Source organism: Paenibacillus turpanensis (assembly GCF_011421635.1).
GTDB classification, from domain to species: Bacteria; Bacillota; Bacilli; order Paenibacillales; family YIM-B00363; genus Paenibacillus_AK; species Paenibacillus_AK turpanensis.
The window spans coordinates 60393-74557 of record NZ_WTLI01000011.1 but is presented as its reverse complement, the minus strand read 5'-3'; the positions used below and the strand labels follow the sequence as shown (position 1 = coordinate 74557).

Sequence of the window (14165 nt, the reverse complement as noted above, 5' to 3'; positions counted from 1 at the left end):
TATTTCTTCTCCCCTATTTGTTTAATCCGTAATACTGGTCGTATGCGTCGAAAATTTTACGTGCGATCGGAGCAGCACCATAACGTCCGTACCCGCCCTCTGGAACGACAACCGCTACAGCAAGCTTCGGATTCTCCGCCGGAGCATAGCCGATAAATACGGCATTATCGACAATGCTTCCACGGATACTCGACTGGGATGTACCTGTTTTACGAACGAGTGTATGCGGGAAGTTGTCAAAACCGGAAACCGGACTCTCCATCCCCCGCTGGATCAAATTCCAATATTCTGCAGGGAATTTCTCTTCATTTAAAATTTCCGGTTCAAATTGCTTCACCAGATTCCCCTCGGAATCACGAATGGAATCGACAAGCAGCGGCTTCAACCGTTTGCCGCGATTCGCAAGGGTTGTCGTGTACTGCGCAAGCTGCAAAGTGGTGTATCGAGCCATCTGTCCAAAGGATGCGAAGACGATCTGTGACTGCACTGTTTCGTCCAGCTTCTCCCAATAAAGATCCCCAGCATTCTCGTAAGGTAATCCACTCCCTGTATCCACGCCGAGACCGAACTTTTTCATGTACGAATCCCACACCTTTATCGTCTCGCCTGCATGCTTGTTATACAAGCGAAGTGCAATCATTTCCCCCATAAAGGTGTTTGAAGAGAATCGGATCGCGGATTCCGCAGTTATATTGCCAAATGCCGTTTCATCGGCATTACGAATCGTCGAATTATCCCGTCCATAGGAAAATTTACCAGAGTCGTAGTAACGTTCCCGTGATGTAATGATCCCCTCATTGAGTCCTATGAGCACGGTTAAAGGCTTTACGGTCGAGCCTAGCGGGACTAGTGAGCTCGGATGATTTCCGTGGTCCTCCCCTTTTGGGACATCAGTGTACCGTTCGCGGATCGTACCGTTCGCGTACCGAAACCTAATATCAAAGAGTTGTTGATTACTCAATCCACCATGCCAAATGTTTGGATCGTAATCCGGGAAATTGGCCATGGCAACCACCCGTCCCGTCTGAACCTCCATTGCTACGGCATATCCCGAAGCAGCATTTTTCCCAAGGTAAGGGAATTTTAACGCCCTTGCTTCTGCTGATTTCATATACTCAAGATTCTGCCTTATCGCACGCTGCGCCTCCAGCTGTACGTTTTTATCGATGGTCAAAAACAAGTTCTCGCCTTTGACCGGCTTCTCTATGGAAACCTTCCCGATAATTTTTTGCTCGGCATTGACAGGGTAACTTTTCACTCCGTTCTTACCGCGCAGCTCATTCTGGTACATCAGCTCAATTCCATCGATCCCTACATATTCATTCGGAAGATAGTCCGTTTTTTTGCCGAAGTACGGGGAATTTTTATTGTTCTGCTCCGTATTGTACGGACGCAAATAGCCGATCAATTGGGCGGCGATATATTCATCATTGTCATCATGGTATTTGCGAATGCTTTCCTCATTGATCTCAAAGCCCGGAAGCTCGTCGCGATGCCCCATGAAATAAGCGATTTCCTCGTTATTCAAGCCCGATTTAATGACCCTCGGCACAGCATAATAGCTTGGCTCCTTGGTCGCCTTTCCTTCTAAATCGAAGCCGACGTCCATCCGTTTAATAATCTCTTCCGCAGTCAAGACGGCATTCACCGGAGCCACGCCCCGGGCGGCCGCCGATTCGTCCAGCTTCTTAAAAATGTCCTCCAGCCGGTATGCCAGCTCAATATAATGAGGCTTTTTCATGCCTGGCTCAATGCGGTAAAACAGCGTCTGCGTCGAAACCGAATATGCGATCGGATAACCGTTCGCATCGTAAATATTTCCACGGATCGGCGCAATTTTTGAGCTCATCGACCCAATCTTCGCCTCCTGTGCAGCCAGCTCTTTCCCTCTGACAAACTGCAGGATTGCCAAATTTACAATGAGCACCGAGAAAAGCACAAACGTAGCAAAGAAAAATATATTTAACCGCAGCGTAAATTGCCTCTGCCGTGTAATTTCCTTTAATTCTTCATCATCCATGTTAACCAAGCTTCTGCACTCCTTTCCCCTTTCAAAATTATACCACGACAGACCGAACCGCTCCAATCTCCAATAAGAACCATTCAAAGCAAAAAAGCGCCATTCCTAAGAAAGACGCTCCGTTCTGATTCCCTATTGACATTCTCTTACCGCATGCCTGCTTGCCTGCCGCCATAGCTATCATCATGGATCCCCAGCAGCACATCGACATGCTCCTTCAGCTTCACGGAAATAACGGCTGCACCTTCCCAGTAAAAAGTAAACATCGCTCCGCATTTTCCGAGAAACAGTTCAATGTCCCAATCGCTGCCCTGTAAAGGGTACATCATACGATTGACAAAAAAAACAGGACCTTCCCCTTTATGAATTACTCCGATCCAGTCTTTTCCGACCTGAAGAATACGTCCCTGCCGTAAGGCCTCCTGTGTACCATCCATCATGTTATGTACGGCTCCCCTTATCCCATTCTATCATTTGGAGCTCGCATTATTCGAAAAAGCTGGATGGTTCCTTACGGTCATCGCTTTTCGGCAACTGGCTGGCATTGCAATTCTGCTTTAGCCCCTGTAGTTTTGCGTCACTTGCTTTCACAAGCTTTGCCGCTCTCGAAACCCTGCGAGTTTATTGCTTAAGTGTACGTTCAGCCGCATATTTTTCCAATGCGACACAATTCGTGTTTTTCATAATTATAATAGTTCAATCTACCCAATTTGTCGATAACCAATTTTAGTGAACGATTGGCAAACTGAACATTCTTGCCCAGTAATGAATATGCTGTAGAGGGAAGAAAGATTTTAGTTAACGGGAGCGGTGAATATGCACATTTTGGGCATCATGACAGGATCGAAGTCGCCGCGGCCTCGATTTTGGGACCGATACCGGAGCGCGGCCCAGCAGGAAAATTTTGACGATATCATCGTATTTACTCCAAGCAGCGTTAATTTGTCGAAACAATGCATTCAAGGATTCGTACGGAATTCGAGCGGCTGGGAGAAAACAGAGTGCCCCCTTCCTTCCATCGTTCATGATATCGGCTATTACTCCAATCGTGCCACTATTCGTAAAGTAAAACAAATTAAAGCGAATCCATCGATTCCCTTTGTAGGCTATGCGCTTGGGAATAAATGGAGAATCCACAAGCAGCTTTTGAACACCTCGATTCGGCCGTTCTTGCTTCCAACGAAGCTGGCCAAAACCACGGATGATATATTTCAAATGGTACGTCGGTATCGCACGGTTATGATTAAGCCGTTAAATGGAAAAGGCGGCAAGGGAATTATAAAATTTTCAGAGCAGCCCGATAAAAGCTGCTTCTTTCAGCCATCCGGAGAACCCGGTTATTCGTTCAAGCGTTCGGAGGCGGCCGCAAGGCTTGAAGCTCTGCTTGCAAAGCGCCGATACTTGATCCAACAATGGATCGACATTCGCGACGAGCACGAACGAACGAACGATGTTCGTATTCTGCTGCAAAAAAACGGTCTGGGAAAATGGATCATAAGCGCACAAGCGATCCGGCATGGCAAGGATGGAGAGATCACTTCAAACCTGAAAAGCGGAGGAACGGCGGAGCCTTTAGAGGAAGGTCTTGCCAAACGCTTCAACGATGAGGATCAAAAGGCGATTCTCAAGCAAGTGGAACGCCTGTCCCGCCGCCTTCCTAAAGTATTGGAGCGTGTGTACGGCAAACGGTTTTGCGAGCTTGGAGTCGATCTTGCGATTGATCGGAAGCAAAGAGTATGGCTGATTGAGGTCAATATTAAACCCGGCAAATCCGTACTCCAGCTGTTCGGTCCGGAGGCGATGGACGCGGGCTTCCGTGCCCCAATTCAATACGCAAGGCATTTGCTTGAGAAAAATAAAATAAAAACGTAAAAAACGCCGGTTCGGTAAGCGAGCTTCCGCTTCCCGAACCGGCGTTCCTATTTTACGGCTTCTTTATATATTTCGTTGCTTTCTCGATTGCTTCATCTTCGGTTTTACCGGTTACATATCTTCCGTTAACAAAGATAAAAGCAAAACGCGAGCATGGCCCGCAATACGATTTACAGCCGATTTTGATTTCATCGTCCGGTGCAAGCTTCTGCAGCTTCGGAACGATCGTTTTTAACCGGATATGCTTGCACTTATCGCAGATGCGTATATCATTGGCCATAGATTAATGGTCGCCGTGATTTCCCTTGGACGGATTCGTAATGACGAAGCCTTCTTGAGGAAAATACAAGTAATCAATTTTTACGCCGTCAAGCATTGGCTCATTGCGGTCAAGGAGTACGTCAACCCCTTTATCCGTCGATACAACCGCATCGTTTTCTTTCGCTGTATCTAAATCCATCCCGTAGTGGGCATGGTCGCCATGGCTGTGTGTTACCATCACGCGCAGCTTCAGCTCTTTATTTTCTTCCTTTTCTAATTCGGCCAAAATAACCTTTGCTGCGTTTCTTGTAATTTTGCAATTCATACCGGCACCTCAAAATAAGTTTTAACCTATTGTAGCCAAACGGCGCTTGTTCCGCAACCCTGCCTCGCAGGAGCGGTCCATCAGACCGGCCTACCCCTTAGAAATAGTCGCTGTGATCACAACCGCGACGGCTACGGTCAGGATCCATACCCCGATCACGATCAAGCTCGCTCGATTACGATAAGCCTCGGACCGCTCTCTAAACACAGATCCTGACACGATCAAGGCGATAATGAATACGACAGAAATGATCGAGGTTATTCCAAATATATTCAACGGATTCCAATTCCCCTCACGTAAAATCAAAACAGCATCTATTATTGTAACTTCCCGCAGCATCAAGTTCAATTTTTAGTCTAGAGTGAACGATTTCAACGCTATAAGAAAAACTTCTATCGAAGTCCTTTCAAAGAAGCGGGTACGTCATTAAGCGGTAGTTTTCCTTGGTATAGAATTTACTCGTTCCGACCTCAGCGAAACTTATAAATTCTATAACGTTAAAAAAAACGGAGCTACCGCTCCGCAAGTGCGCACATGATAATTCCGTTAATCTGCTTCTGCATTTCCGGACATTGCCAAAGCGGAAGCGGATTGACACCAAGCCCTGCCTCCACCGTAAAACCCGGCCGGCGGAATTCTTGGATAAACCAATCTTTGTAGCCTGCATCGCTGCCCTCTAAATAAACCGGCTTATAGCCGCTGACCGCTTCCATCCGCTTTGCAATATCGATCGAGTTCAGCGGCTCCATTCCGCGGTAATTATAATAAATTTCTTGTCCCTGAGTGTGCAGAGCCACCACCAGATCAAAGCGGCCGCTGCGTGTAAGCTCAGCCATTGCGATGGCCTCCGGCTCTGTGAGCGGCGCATCGCCCCCGTAATTTCGGGGCGACGGACCGATCGCTTCCCTTCGCGCCGCTTCGACTTCCCAATGTGCAGGAAACTGATCGTTTAAATCAACTCCCCTTGCATTTGCCTTCCATTGGGTAAAATCCGTTGACCCACCATTCCACTCCAGCAATTCCTCAAAGAGAGGATGATTTTTTCGTAATCCTTGAATCGCAAGCTCGACCCCATCCGGATTTACCATCGGCACGGCAACGAGTGTCGTCTCTTCCAATAAACGGCGCATGTTAAAGCCCAGCAGGCTCGTATCTTGGGCAACCGCCTCCGCAGCCGTTTCCATAAAGCCCATTAGTAGAAGAGAGGTGATCCATTCATTCGCATGGAATGCCGCATTGACGTGCACTTTTCTTTGCCCGGTTCCAAGCTCCAGCACATGAAGCTCTCTTCCCAGAAAAGATGCGCCCGCTGAGCCTAAGCGAAGAAACGGGTATTTCGCACAGAGACTTTGGATGTCTTCCTCCAATTCTAAAAAGCCGTAATTATACGAAGGATCAACGATACATGCCTTCTCACTATTTGCCGGGATGCGTATCCAGCTCTGATTCGCAAGTCCGGATGCTGCATGTAAGCCGTTGGCGCTGCATAAAGCTGACTGCGTGATCTGATACGATTCGGCGATGCTCTCCAAATCATCCCCCGGCTGGATGTGATGAAGACGGTCTCCCGCTTTCGGAATCCGCAGCATCTGTCCGGGAACCACCGTTCCGCTTTCACCCAGCTCTGGGTTTGCTGCAGTCAGCGAAGCTGTATTTATTCGAAAGCGTCTCGCCATACGCCCAAGTGTGTCTTCGGGTCCAACCTCAGCCCAAAACCACATGAAAAAGCCCCCTTCGCGCAAGGTTATGTTCCACCTTATGCTCAGAGGGCTCTATTCATGTGATATCGACTTATTCTAAATGAAACGAGGAACCTGCCACACAACCGGTGTGACCGTAATATGCTCGTTCAGCCACATTTGCGCAATACGTTGGAACATCACCGGATCGCCGCTGCAAAAAAAGCGATGGATCGGCAATTCCTGCGATTCCGCCAATTGCCCTCGGTGATATAGTACAGTGCTGATCTCTCTTGCCGTTTCGTCAGCCGATGAGATCAGTGTCACATCAGGCCCCATAAAGGAATGAATCGATTCGCTCAAAAATGGATAATGAGTGCATCCAAGGATTAAACAATCAATGGGTGTTTCCTTTAGCCCCGCTAAAGCTTCCGATACGGCCAAATCCGTTTCTTCTCCGTAAAAAACACCCCGCTCCACGAGCGGTACGAACGAAGGGCAGGCTTTACTGTATACCTGTATGCTTGGGGAAATTCTTTTTAACGCTTGATCGTACGCTTCGCTGCGTATCGTCCCTGCCGTTCCGATCACACCGATAATGCCGTTTCGTGTTGACTTAATCGCTGCTCTCGCACCGGGAGTAATTACCCCGATTACCGGAATCGATACCATCGCGCGGATATGATCGATGGCTACGGCTGTAGCCGTATTGCAGGCGATCACGAGCAGCTTAGGCTGAAATTGAAGCAAATAATCGACAATTTCCATCGTGAATTTTACAATTTCATTTGCTGACCGGGGGCCATATGGTGTTCTCGCCGTATCGCCGAAGTAAATGATCTGTTCCTGCGGCAGCTGCCGCATGACCTCTTTGGCAACCGTTAGGCCGCCTACGCCCGAGTCTAAAATTGCTATTGCTTGTGAAGATGGCACAGCTGCACCGCTTCCTTTTCCATGTTGAGAATAATTGCACTCGATACGGTAGAATATGATTATTTCATAGAAAAGGTGCCTTTGCAACGACAGAAAATGCAGAAAAAATGCAGTCCAAATTGTAAACACGATGCAAACTTCATCCGTCTTTGAAAGCCCTGCTTCCTGCTGTTGAATAAATTGAAACGCGCGAAATTGTTCTCTTTATTCTCTTAGAATATTTATCCCTTATATCGACAAAGATTATCAATTGTTGTACGATAAAGTGGTACCATTGTAGTTATTGTCGTATATATAACATTCAACGGTTTTCGAAGCGTTTTCATTCTTACTATTTATGCATTCTTCCAAATATTAACCTGTAAAAAAATAGTTCCTTTTGACTATATTGCATATTTCATCACTTGTCGTAAAATAGGAATAAGCCTGAAAGGGCGAAGGAGACATCCATGGATTACACATACTTACTTAAAATAGTAACTTCAATCCTTGAAGGTACTGCTTTTGTGGTTTTATCACTCTCCATGTATCGTATTCCTGTACGATATGCCCTTGGCAGAATTATCGGGATCGCATCAGTCATCAATCTCATGTCGCTGTTTCAACGTGACTTTCTCAACTTAGAAATTTATGCACCGGTTACGTACATGCTGTTGTTTGTCCTGCTTCTATCACTATCCTTTAACCTGCCTTTTCTATATTCAACGTTAGTGATGATTACGGGATTTCTTACCTTTGTGGTTGTACAAACCCTGCTTGTCGCACTGCTGACTGAGATCGGCTTAACAACGAATGCATCCTTGATTTCCTCGAATCTAAGCGAGTCAATCATGCAATCCTCGACAGCGATTATCATTTTTCTTCTAGTATTCTTCATCGAGAAAAAAAGACTCGGCTTTATGTTTATTGTGAATCGGTTCAAGCTGAAATACACTGTTAAAAGCTTAAACCTCTTTTTAGGCATATTCATTATCATTACTCTTGCAGGCACCCAATTTGCCTATGTTTCTTTCACGGAACAGCGTTCTCTAATCATGATTTTAACTGGTTTGATTGCTATTTTATGCATATCCTTGTATATCATATATTTGCGTAATTTAAAGCAAATCGAGGAACGTTATGAGAGGATGAATAAATAACGTGGGCATGATCGAAAATGGGGCTGTCAAAATTGCAAGATCCATTCGCAATCAGCATTCCGAGGCTGCCTCCGAAGCAGTGCTCGTATATTCTCTTATCATTGTACTGAATAATCTGCTTACTATTGTTCTTACCATTGGCCTGACCGCTATTGCAGGCACTTTAGGCAAAGCTGCGATTATCCTCGTTGCCTTTGCTGCTGCCCGCTTCCTAAGCGGCGGAGCTCATCTCTCCTCATCAACGGTTTGTTCAGTTGCTTCCGCGCTCATTCTAACGCTGTTATCCTTCGTCAGCTGGGATTACTGGTACGCAGGATTTGCATGCACCATTGTATGCGCGATTATTATACTCATCTATGCGCCAAGTGGCCTGAAAGGACACAGCAGACTGGATGAGAAATATTACCCTTTGCTCAAGCTTGCCGCGTTACTCCTAGTGCTTTCTAACCTGATGATTCAATCCTCGTTGTTATCGGCTGCGTTTTTAGCGCAGTCATTAACAATAACTAAACAGGCATACCAGCTTGTCAATTTCTTAGAGAGGAGGAGAGGAGCTTGAAAAAAGTCGCTATTATCGCAAATCTTGTTCTTGTAGCAGTAGCATCTCTTTTTGCAACGACGAGCTGCACTTTCTACTTCCACCGTCCGGAAACTCCGGCAGAATTGCTGAACAAGTAATCTTACACATAACCGGGCTGCCCATTATCGGGCAGCCTCATCCTTTCTCTACCACATGGAGCTGACAGTCATGGCACAAAAAATACCAGTTACACGCGACGGTAAACGGGGATCCGACTTTTTTATGCTGGATGCTTCGGATATCGTACGTATCGATCAAGGAAGAGATCAACAATATATTGTTCACACCAAAGATAATCTCTATTACCTTAGCATTTCTTTTGATAGTTTGGAGGAAATGCTATTCGAGGCCGGTTTTCGCATGATTGACAGCGGTAACCTTGTGAACATGAACCAAATTGAACAATATGATCGCACGAAAGGCATCGTTTTTTTGGGCAATCCCCATGACCGAAAAACAAAAACGGCTTCCGTTGCAAGAATACATAAGAATCATATTGAGAACGTGCTTAAAATGCTTTCAGCTGCCAATGAACAGCATGAGACGCTTGATCAGCGCACGGATGAAATATTGAATTCGTTTATTGCTCAGAATGAGGATGAACGTTTTTTGCGTTCGTACGCAACGATCCATGCCGTGAATGAGAAGCGCAGAGCGGAACAGAAAATTGCCCATATGGCATATCATGATTCCCTCACCGGCCTTCCAAACAGAACGATGTTTCACGATAAATTAAACCAGCATTTTGCCCACTGTGAAAAAACAGGCAAAAAAATGGCCGTGCTGTTTTTTGATTTAGATCGCTTTAAAATTATTAACGATACCTTAGGCCACTACATGGGGGACGAGCTCCTAAAACAGCTGAGTACTCGCTTATCCTCCATTGTGCAGAGCAAAGATCTGTTCGCCCGATTTGGCGGGGACGAATTCATCGTTTTATTGTCGGATATTAACCATGTCGACGAGGTTAATGCGTTTTGCCAGTCGATTCATGCCATCCTGAGGGAATCCTTCCTGGTAGGTGGGCAAGAATTGTTTGTATCGGCAAGCATCGGAGTAAGCATTTATCCTGCCGATGGAAGCTCGGCCGAGGCACTTGTAAAGCACGCGGATACAGCGATGTATCGTGCCAAGGAAAAGGGCGGGAACACGCATCAGTTTTATCATTCGGAAATGAACTTGCGTTCGATGGAACGATTAAATTTAGAAAATCACTTGCGCAAAGCGCTGGAAAAAGACGAGATTCTGCTTTATTATCAGCCGCTTGTTGATCTTCATACCGGTGAAACGTTCGGGATGGAGTCCCTTGTCCGTTGGAAACATCCCAAATACGGAATGGTCTCCCCGGGAGAGTTTATTCCACTCGCCGAAGAAACGGGACTCATCGTTCCGATTGGAAACTGGGTGCTCCGCGAAGCGTGCAGGCAAAATGCACAATGGCTGCGTAACGGACTTCCTCCTCTTTGCGTCTCGGTAAACATTTCGATGAATCAATTCCATCAGCCGGGATTTGTGCAAATTGTCGAGGATGCCTTATTGGAAACAAAGCTGCCTCCGCACCTGCTTTGCCTTGAAATTACAGAAAGCGTAGCTATGAAGAACGTTTCATTCATAACGGAAGCAATGAGCAGACTGAAACAGCTCGGTGTGCGAATATCGATAGATGATTTTGGTACAGGATACTCTTCTCTTAGCTATTTAAAAAGGTTCCGCGTTCACACTTTGAAAATCGATCAGTCTTTTATTCGGGATGTTACCGATGACGAGGATAATGCCGCCATCGTAACTGCATTGATCGCAATGTCCCAGCAGTTAAAGATGAAATCATTGGCTGAAGGCGTAGAAACGATGGAACAACTTGAATTTTTGAAAAGAAGCGGCTGCGACGAGATACAAGGATATATTTTTAGCCACCCTCTGCCTGCTGAGGATTTTGAGCATTTTCTAAAATCCCATATCACCTTGTATCATTGATTCGACATCACGAAAACGCCCTTCGGGGCTTTTTTTCGTTTTCTCGCTTTTTGAAACCTTTTTTGTGCCTATTTCGTCTAGTTACTAGAGATTTTTTGTGATTTTGAAAGGAGAGCGAGATGAACCCGACCCCTACCACAACGCCGGGAAGACGACAAAAGAAGAAAAAGCTAAAACGAAAACGGTGGATCGCTTATAGCTTCAGTGTGCTTGGAATCAGCGCGATCCTCTTTACCATTTGGTTTTACTTGACTCCATGGGGAACCCAGCTCCGATATTTGGCTGCCGATACGCTTATTACAACCCAGCATCGACACTGGGCAAAATATTTAATCGGTGAACAAAACCTGAAAGAGCGCGTGAATCAATACTGGGCAAGATTTGACGAGATGGCGGAAGCTGAGGTCAAGCCGGTCTCTGCACCGGTCGTGTCAAGGAATGCACAAGAAAAGGAACAGAAGCCTCTCGCTGAGGTGAAGGAAATTTCCGGGGCAAACTGGAAAGGGTATTTGCTTATCGTTAATGATCCTAAAAAAATCCGGCTCGTAGTGCCGAATAAAGCGGGCAAAGGTGAAAAGGTCAGCTCCATGGTAAAACGAACCGGAGCGCTTTACGGGGTTAACGGAGGCGGCTTTGCCGATCCGAATTGGAAGGGTAATGGTTTCCAGCCGATCGGAATCGTCATTTCTGACGGGAAAGTGTTATACCATGACGGGGACATGAATACCCCGATCCATGTTGTCGGACTGGATCAGGACGGCGTTATGATAGCCGGTAAATATAAACCGAACGAACTGCTTAAAATGAATGTCAAAGAAGCGGTAACCTTCGCTCCTCGCTTTATTGTCAATGGTGAAGGGCTCATTAAAAACCATGCCGACGGCTGGGGCATTGCTCCGCGCACAAGTATGGCGCAAACTGCGGACGGAACGATCCTATTTGCTGTCATCGACGGCCGTCAGCCTCATAGTATTGGAGCTACCCTTTACGACATTCAAAACGTGTTTCTCGAGCATGACGCCGTTATCGCAGCTAATCTTGACGGCGGCTCCTCCACGGTCCTTGTGAAAGGGGCTCCGGGGACAAAGGACGGCTTTGAAACGATTAATAGCCCGGCAAGTCAATACGGCGAACGTTACCTGCCTACCGCCTTCGTCGTTCATGAAAAGGCTGAAGAGCTGCAGGTGCCGAACATTTGGGAAGGCATTGACATGACCAAGTTTGATTCCTCTAAATGGTAACTCATCCTAACCAAAAAGGGATACAGCCCATGAATCCGGGCGTATCCCTTTTTTTTACATTATTACATTATCCGTAGAGCCACTACGTATTCGTCTTTAACGGATCTGTACCCTCAGCCGCATTTTCCGTACCCGTGGCGTCGATTGGCGCTTCCAAAGCCTTCACTTCTACTTCTGCTTTTGCTTCTACTGCAGCTTCAGCAGTGGCGACATCTTCCGCTGCCGCAGCAGCCTCACGGCGTGCGTCTCTCCAAGATCGCATATCCTCAGTGAGCACATTCGCTGTTTCCTTCACCTTACCAGCCACCTCAACAGCCTTTGCATTTACGGTGGAAGCAAGCTCCGTCGTTTTCGCTCCTACGTTTTGCGCCAGCTCCTGTGTTTTTTCACTCGCTTGACGGTATCCTTCCGCAATATCCCCGCGAAGCTCCTTGCCGCTCTTCGGAGCAACCAGCAGCGCCGTCAGCGCCCCGATGACACCGCCGACTACGGCACCTAGTAAAAAGTCTTTCCCGTTCATGTTATTGTTCGACATTCGAATCCTCTCCTTTGCTCGTTTTCCGATAAGATTGGATTTTTTGCCAAGCCTGAAGGGCAAGAGTTACCCATTCCGTCGCTTCCGCCAACTTGCCTTGGTGCTTATGTAGCGCACCCTCCACATTGGATCGGACCGTATGGGATACGGCTGAGGAGACCTGCTTGACAGAGGACGTGACTTCATGGACCGCTCCGCTTACCTCGAGCACTGCTCCAAAAGCAGTGTCCAGCTGCTTCATCTTCGTTTGCACATCAGCGGTCAGCTGATGGCTGGATTGGATCAGCTTTACCGTTTCCGCAGAAACGGAATCCAGCTGCTTCTGTACCTCCTGCAGTGTCCTGTTCGCTTCATCAAGTGAATTCCGAAGCGATTGCAGTGTACGCACCCCGTACACGACCAGTACGCAAAACGCAATGGATGCAAGCAGAACACCAATCCCTACTCCGATTTCCATGAACATCCGTCTCACCCCGTTTCGGCTTACAATCCTGCCGGGCTAGTGCCCAGCTACCTCCATTATAAGAAAGATAGAGAGGAGATGACACAAATATCGAACATTTTTTTAGAAATCAGACATTTTTTTAAGATAATCGGCCACTTTATCGGCGGCTTCTTCCACGTTTCCGGCTTTTATGACAAGCCTGTCTCTCTCGTATTGAGAGATCGCATGCTCGTACCTTGGATCGTAATAGTATTCCAGAAGCAGAGCGACAGCTTCTTCGAATCGATTACTCAAAAGATAACTTTCAATTTCGGCAGCCACCGGCGTATGAATTTTTCGCTTGATCCGCTCAAACGCGGCAATACATTCCTCTTTATGAGTCTGCGGCTCGTAATCCGCAATTATGTTGCGCACACGCTCCTCAATAGGAATTTCAATAAAGAGCAGCTTCCCCTGCTCTTTGGCGTTCATAATAAAATCGGGAACGACGGCTTTGCCGATTCTTTTGCTCTCGGCTTCCAACAGTACGTAAGGCCGGTCATTTACTTCAAGCAGCTGATGTACAAGCAGCGATTCGAAGGTCTTCTGATTATTCGGCTCAAGGCCGATTTGTCCGAAAATCGATCCGCGATGCTGCGCCATTCCCTCCAAATCGAGAACCGGGAACCCGCGCTCGTCGAGCATCCGCAAAAGCTTCGTCTTGCCGGTTCCTGTATACCCGTTGATCGTGATACACTTGGGGCGAAAATCAAAGCCCTCCAGCGTCTCGACCACCCATTTGCGGTAAGCGCGGACGCCTCCGGACAATCGATAAGGGCGGTTGCCCATTAACGAAATAAGCGTTGCCGAGGTTTTACTGCGCATGCCGCCGCGCCAGCAAAATACCGCCTTACGGCCAGGCAGCGCTTCAAACTCACGGACAAACGCAGGCAGCTTGGCCGATACAATTTCGAGCCCGCGCTGCTTGGCGGCTTCAATGCTATCTTGCTTGTACAACGTGCCGATCTCCGCCCGTTCCTCATCGGTAAACAGCGGAATATTGACGCTTCCCGGAATCGTTCCTTCTTTAAACTCCGAAGGAGAACGGACGTCCACGAGCTGGACGCCCTTCTCATTTTTAAGCTGCAGCATATGCTGAACGGTGATGTCTTGAACCAACTT

16 protein-coding genes and 1 riboswitch are annotated in these 14165 nt (G+C 47.1%); of the genes, 6 read left to right on the top strand and 10 right to left on the bottom strand.

The window, feature by feature from the left end:
- Nucleotides 1-13: 13 nt before the first annotated feature.
- Complete coding sequence (locus tag GQS10_RS11835) at nucleotides 14-2020, bottom strand: peptidoglycan D,D-transpeptidase FtsI family protein (RefSeq protein ID WP_166242536.1); 2007 nt, start codon at nucleotides 2018-2020, stop codon at nucleotides 14-16.
- Nucleotides 2021-2166: 146 nt separating this feature from the next.
- Entirely contained in the window at nucleotides 2167-2460 is a 294-nt protein-coding gene (locus GQS10_RS11830) for a hypothetical protein (RefSeq protein ID WP_166242342.1), read from the bottom strand.
- A gap of 86 nt (nucleotides 2461-2546) precedes the next feature.
- Nucleotides 2547-2631, bottom strand: a riboswitch (cyclic di-GMP riboswitch).
- 205 nt (nucleotides 2632-2836) lie between these two features.
- Here GQS10_RS11830 and GQS10_RS11825 point away from each other — a divergent pair.
- Nucleotides 2837-3892, top strand: coding sequence for a YheC/YheD family endospore coat-associated protein (locus GQS10_RS11825; protein WP_166242340.1), 1056 nt, complete (start codon nucleotides 2837-2839; stop codon nucleotides 3890-3892).
- A 52-nt stretch (nucleotides 3893-3944) separates the two neighbouring features.
- Here GQS10_RS11825 and GQS10_RS11820 read toward each other — a convergent pair whose 3' ends face one another.
- The 5 genes from GQS10_RS11820 to racE all read right to left on the bottom strand — a co-directional run bounded on the left by GQS10_RS11820 (nucleotide 3945) and on the right by racE (nucleotide 7090).
- Nucleotides 3945-4172 carry a YuzB family protein gene (locus tag GQS10_RS11820; RefSeq protein ID WP_166242338.1) on the bottom strand — a complete coding sequence of 76 codons (228 nt, stop codon included), beginning with the start codon at nucleotides 4170-4172 and terminating at the stop codon, nucleotides 3945-3947.
- A 3-nt stretch (nucleotides 4173-4175) separates the two neighbouring features.
- Nucleotides 4176-4478 (bottom strand): iron-sulfur cluster assembly accessory protein, encoded by a 303-nt coding sequence (locus GQS10_RS11815; protein WP_166242337.1) that lies wholly within the window; start codon nucleotides 4476-4478, stop codon nucleotides 4176-4178.
- 90 nt (nucleotides 4479-4568) lie between these two features.
- A complete protein-coding gene (locus tag GQS10_RS11810) occupies nucleotides 4569-4754 on the bottom strand; it encodes a hypothetical protein (RefSeq protein WP_166242335.1) in 186 nt (61 codons plus the stop codon).
- Nucleotides 4755-4990: 236 nt separating this feature from the next.
- The gene (locus GQS10_RS11805; protein WP_166242333.1) at nucleotides 4991-6199 is read right to left on the bottom strand and encodes a M14 family zinc carboxypeptidase; all 1209 of its coding nucleotides are present in this window, start codon (nucleotides 6197-6199) and stop codon (nucleotides 4991-4993) included.
- 75 nt (nucleotides 6200-6274) lie between these two features.
- Nucleotides 6275-7090 carry a glutamate racemase gene (gene racE, locus GQS10_RS11800; protein ID WP_166242331.1) on the bottom strand — a complete coding sequence of 272 codons (816 nt, stop codon included), beginning with the start codon at nucleotides 7088-7090 and terminating at the stop codon, nucleotides 6275-6277.
- 524 nt (nucleotides 7091-7614) lie between these two features.
- Between racE and GQS10_RS11795 the strand changes: the two genes are divergently transcribed.
- The 5 genes from GQS10_RS11795 to GQS10_RS11775 all read left to right on the top strand — a co-directional run bounded on the left by GQS10_RS11795 (nucleotide 7615) and on the right by GQS10_RS11775 (nucleotide 12024).
- A complete protein-coding gene (locus GQS10_RS11795; protein WP_166242329.1) occupies nucleotides 7615-8229 on the top strand; it encodes a hypothetical protein in 615 nt (204 codons plus the stop codon).
- A 7-nt stretch (nucleotides 8230-8236) separates the two neighbouring features.
- The gene (locus tag GQS10_RS11790; RefSeq protein ID WP_243735129.1) at nucleotides 8237-8788 is read left to right on the top strand and encodes an accessory gene regulator B family protein; all 552 of its coding nucleotides are present in this window, start codon (nucleotides 8237-8239) and stop codon (nucleotides 8786-8788) included.
- The gene (locus GQS10_RS11785; RefSeq protein ID WP_166242325.1) at nucleotides 8785-8907 is read left to right on the top strand and encodes a cyclic lactone autoinducer peptide; all 123 of its coding nucleotides are present in this window, start codon (nucleotides 8785-8787) and stop codon (nucleotides 8905-8907) included. The genes GQS10_RS11790 and GQS10_RS11785 overlap by 4 nt, the downstream gene beginning before the upstream one ends.
- A 70-nt stretch (nucleotides 8908-8977) precedes the next feature.
- Nucleotides 8978-10783: an EAL domain-containing protein gene (locus tag GQS10_RS11780; protein ID WP_243735121.1), complete on the top strand. Its 1806-nt coding sequence runs from the start codon at nucleotides 8978-8980 to the stop codon at nucleotides 10781-10783.
- Between the two features lie 119 nt (nucleotides 10784-10902).
- Entirely contained in the window at nucleotides 10903-12024 is a 1122-nt protein-coding gene (locus GQS10_RS11775; protein ID WP_166242321.1) for a phosphodiester glycosidase family protein, read from the top strand.
- An 82-nt stretch (nucleotides 12025-12106) separates the two neighbouring features.
- Here the strand turns inward: GQS10_RS11775 and GQS10_RS11770 are convergent, their stop codons facing one another.
- From GQS10_RS11770 to mnmH, 3 genes are all read right to left on the bottom strand, one after another.
- The gene (locus GQS10_RS11770) at nucleotides 12107-12559 is read right to left on the bottom strand and encodes a YtxH domain-containing protein (RefSeq protein ID WP_243735120.1); all 453 of its coding nucleotides are present in this window, start codon (nucleotides 12557-12559) and stop codon (nucleotides 12107-12109) included.
- Entirely contained in the window at nucleotides 12546-13022 is a 477-nt protein-coding gene (locus GQS10_RS11765; RefSeq protein ID WP_166242319.1) for a DUF948 domain-containing protein, read from the bottom strand. Before GQS10_RS11765 ends, GQS10_RS11770 begins: the two co-directional genes overlap by 14 nt.
- A 102-nt stretch (nucleotides 13023-13124) precedes the next feature.
- Complete coding sequence (gene mnmH / locus GQS10_RS11760) at nucleotides 13125-14162, bottom strand: tRNA 2-selenouridine(34) synthase MnmH (RefSeq protein ID WP_166242317.1); 1038 nt, start codon at nucleotides 14160-14162, stop codon at nucleotides 13125-13127.
- Between the last annotated feature and the right edge of the window lie 3 nt (nucleotides 14163-14165).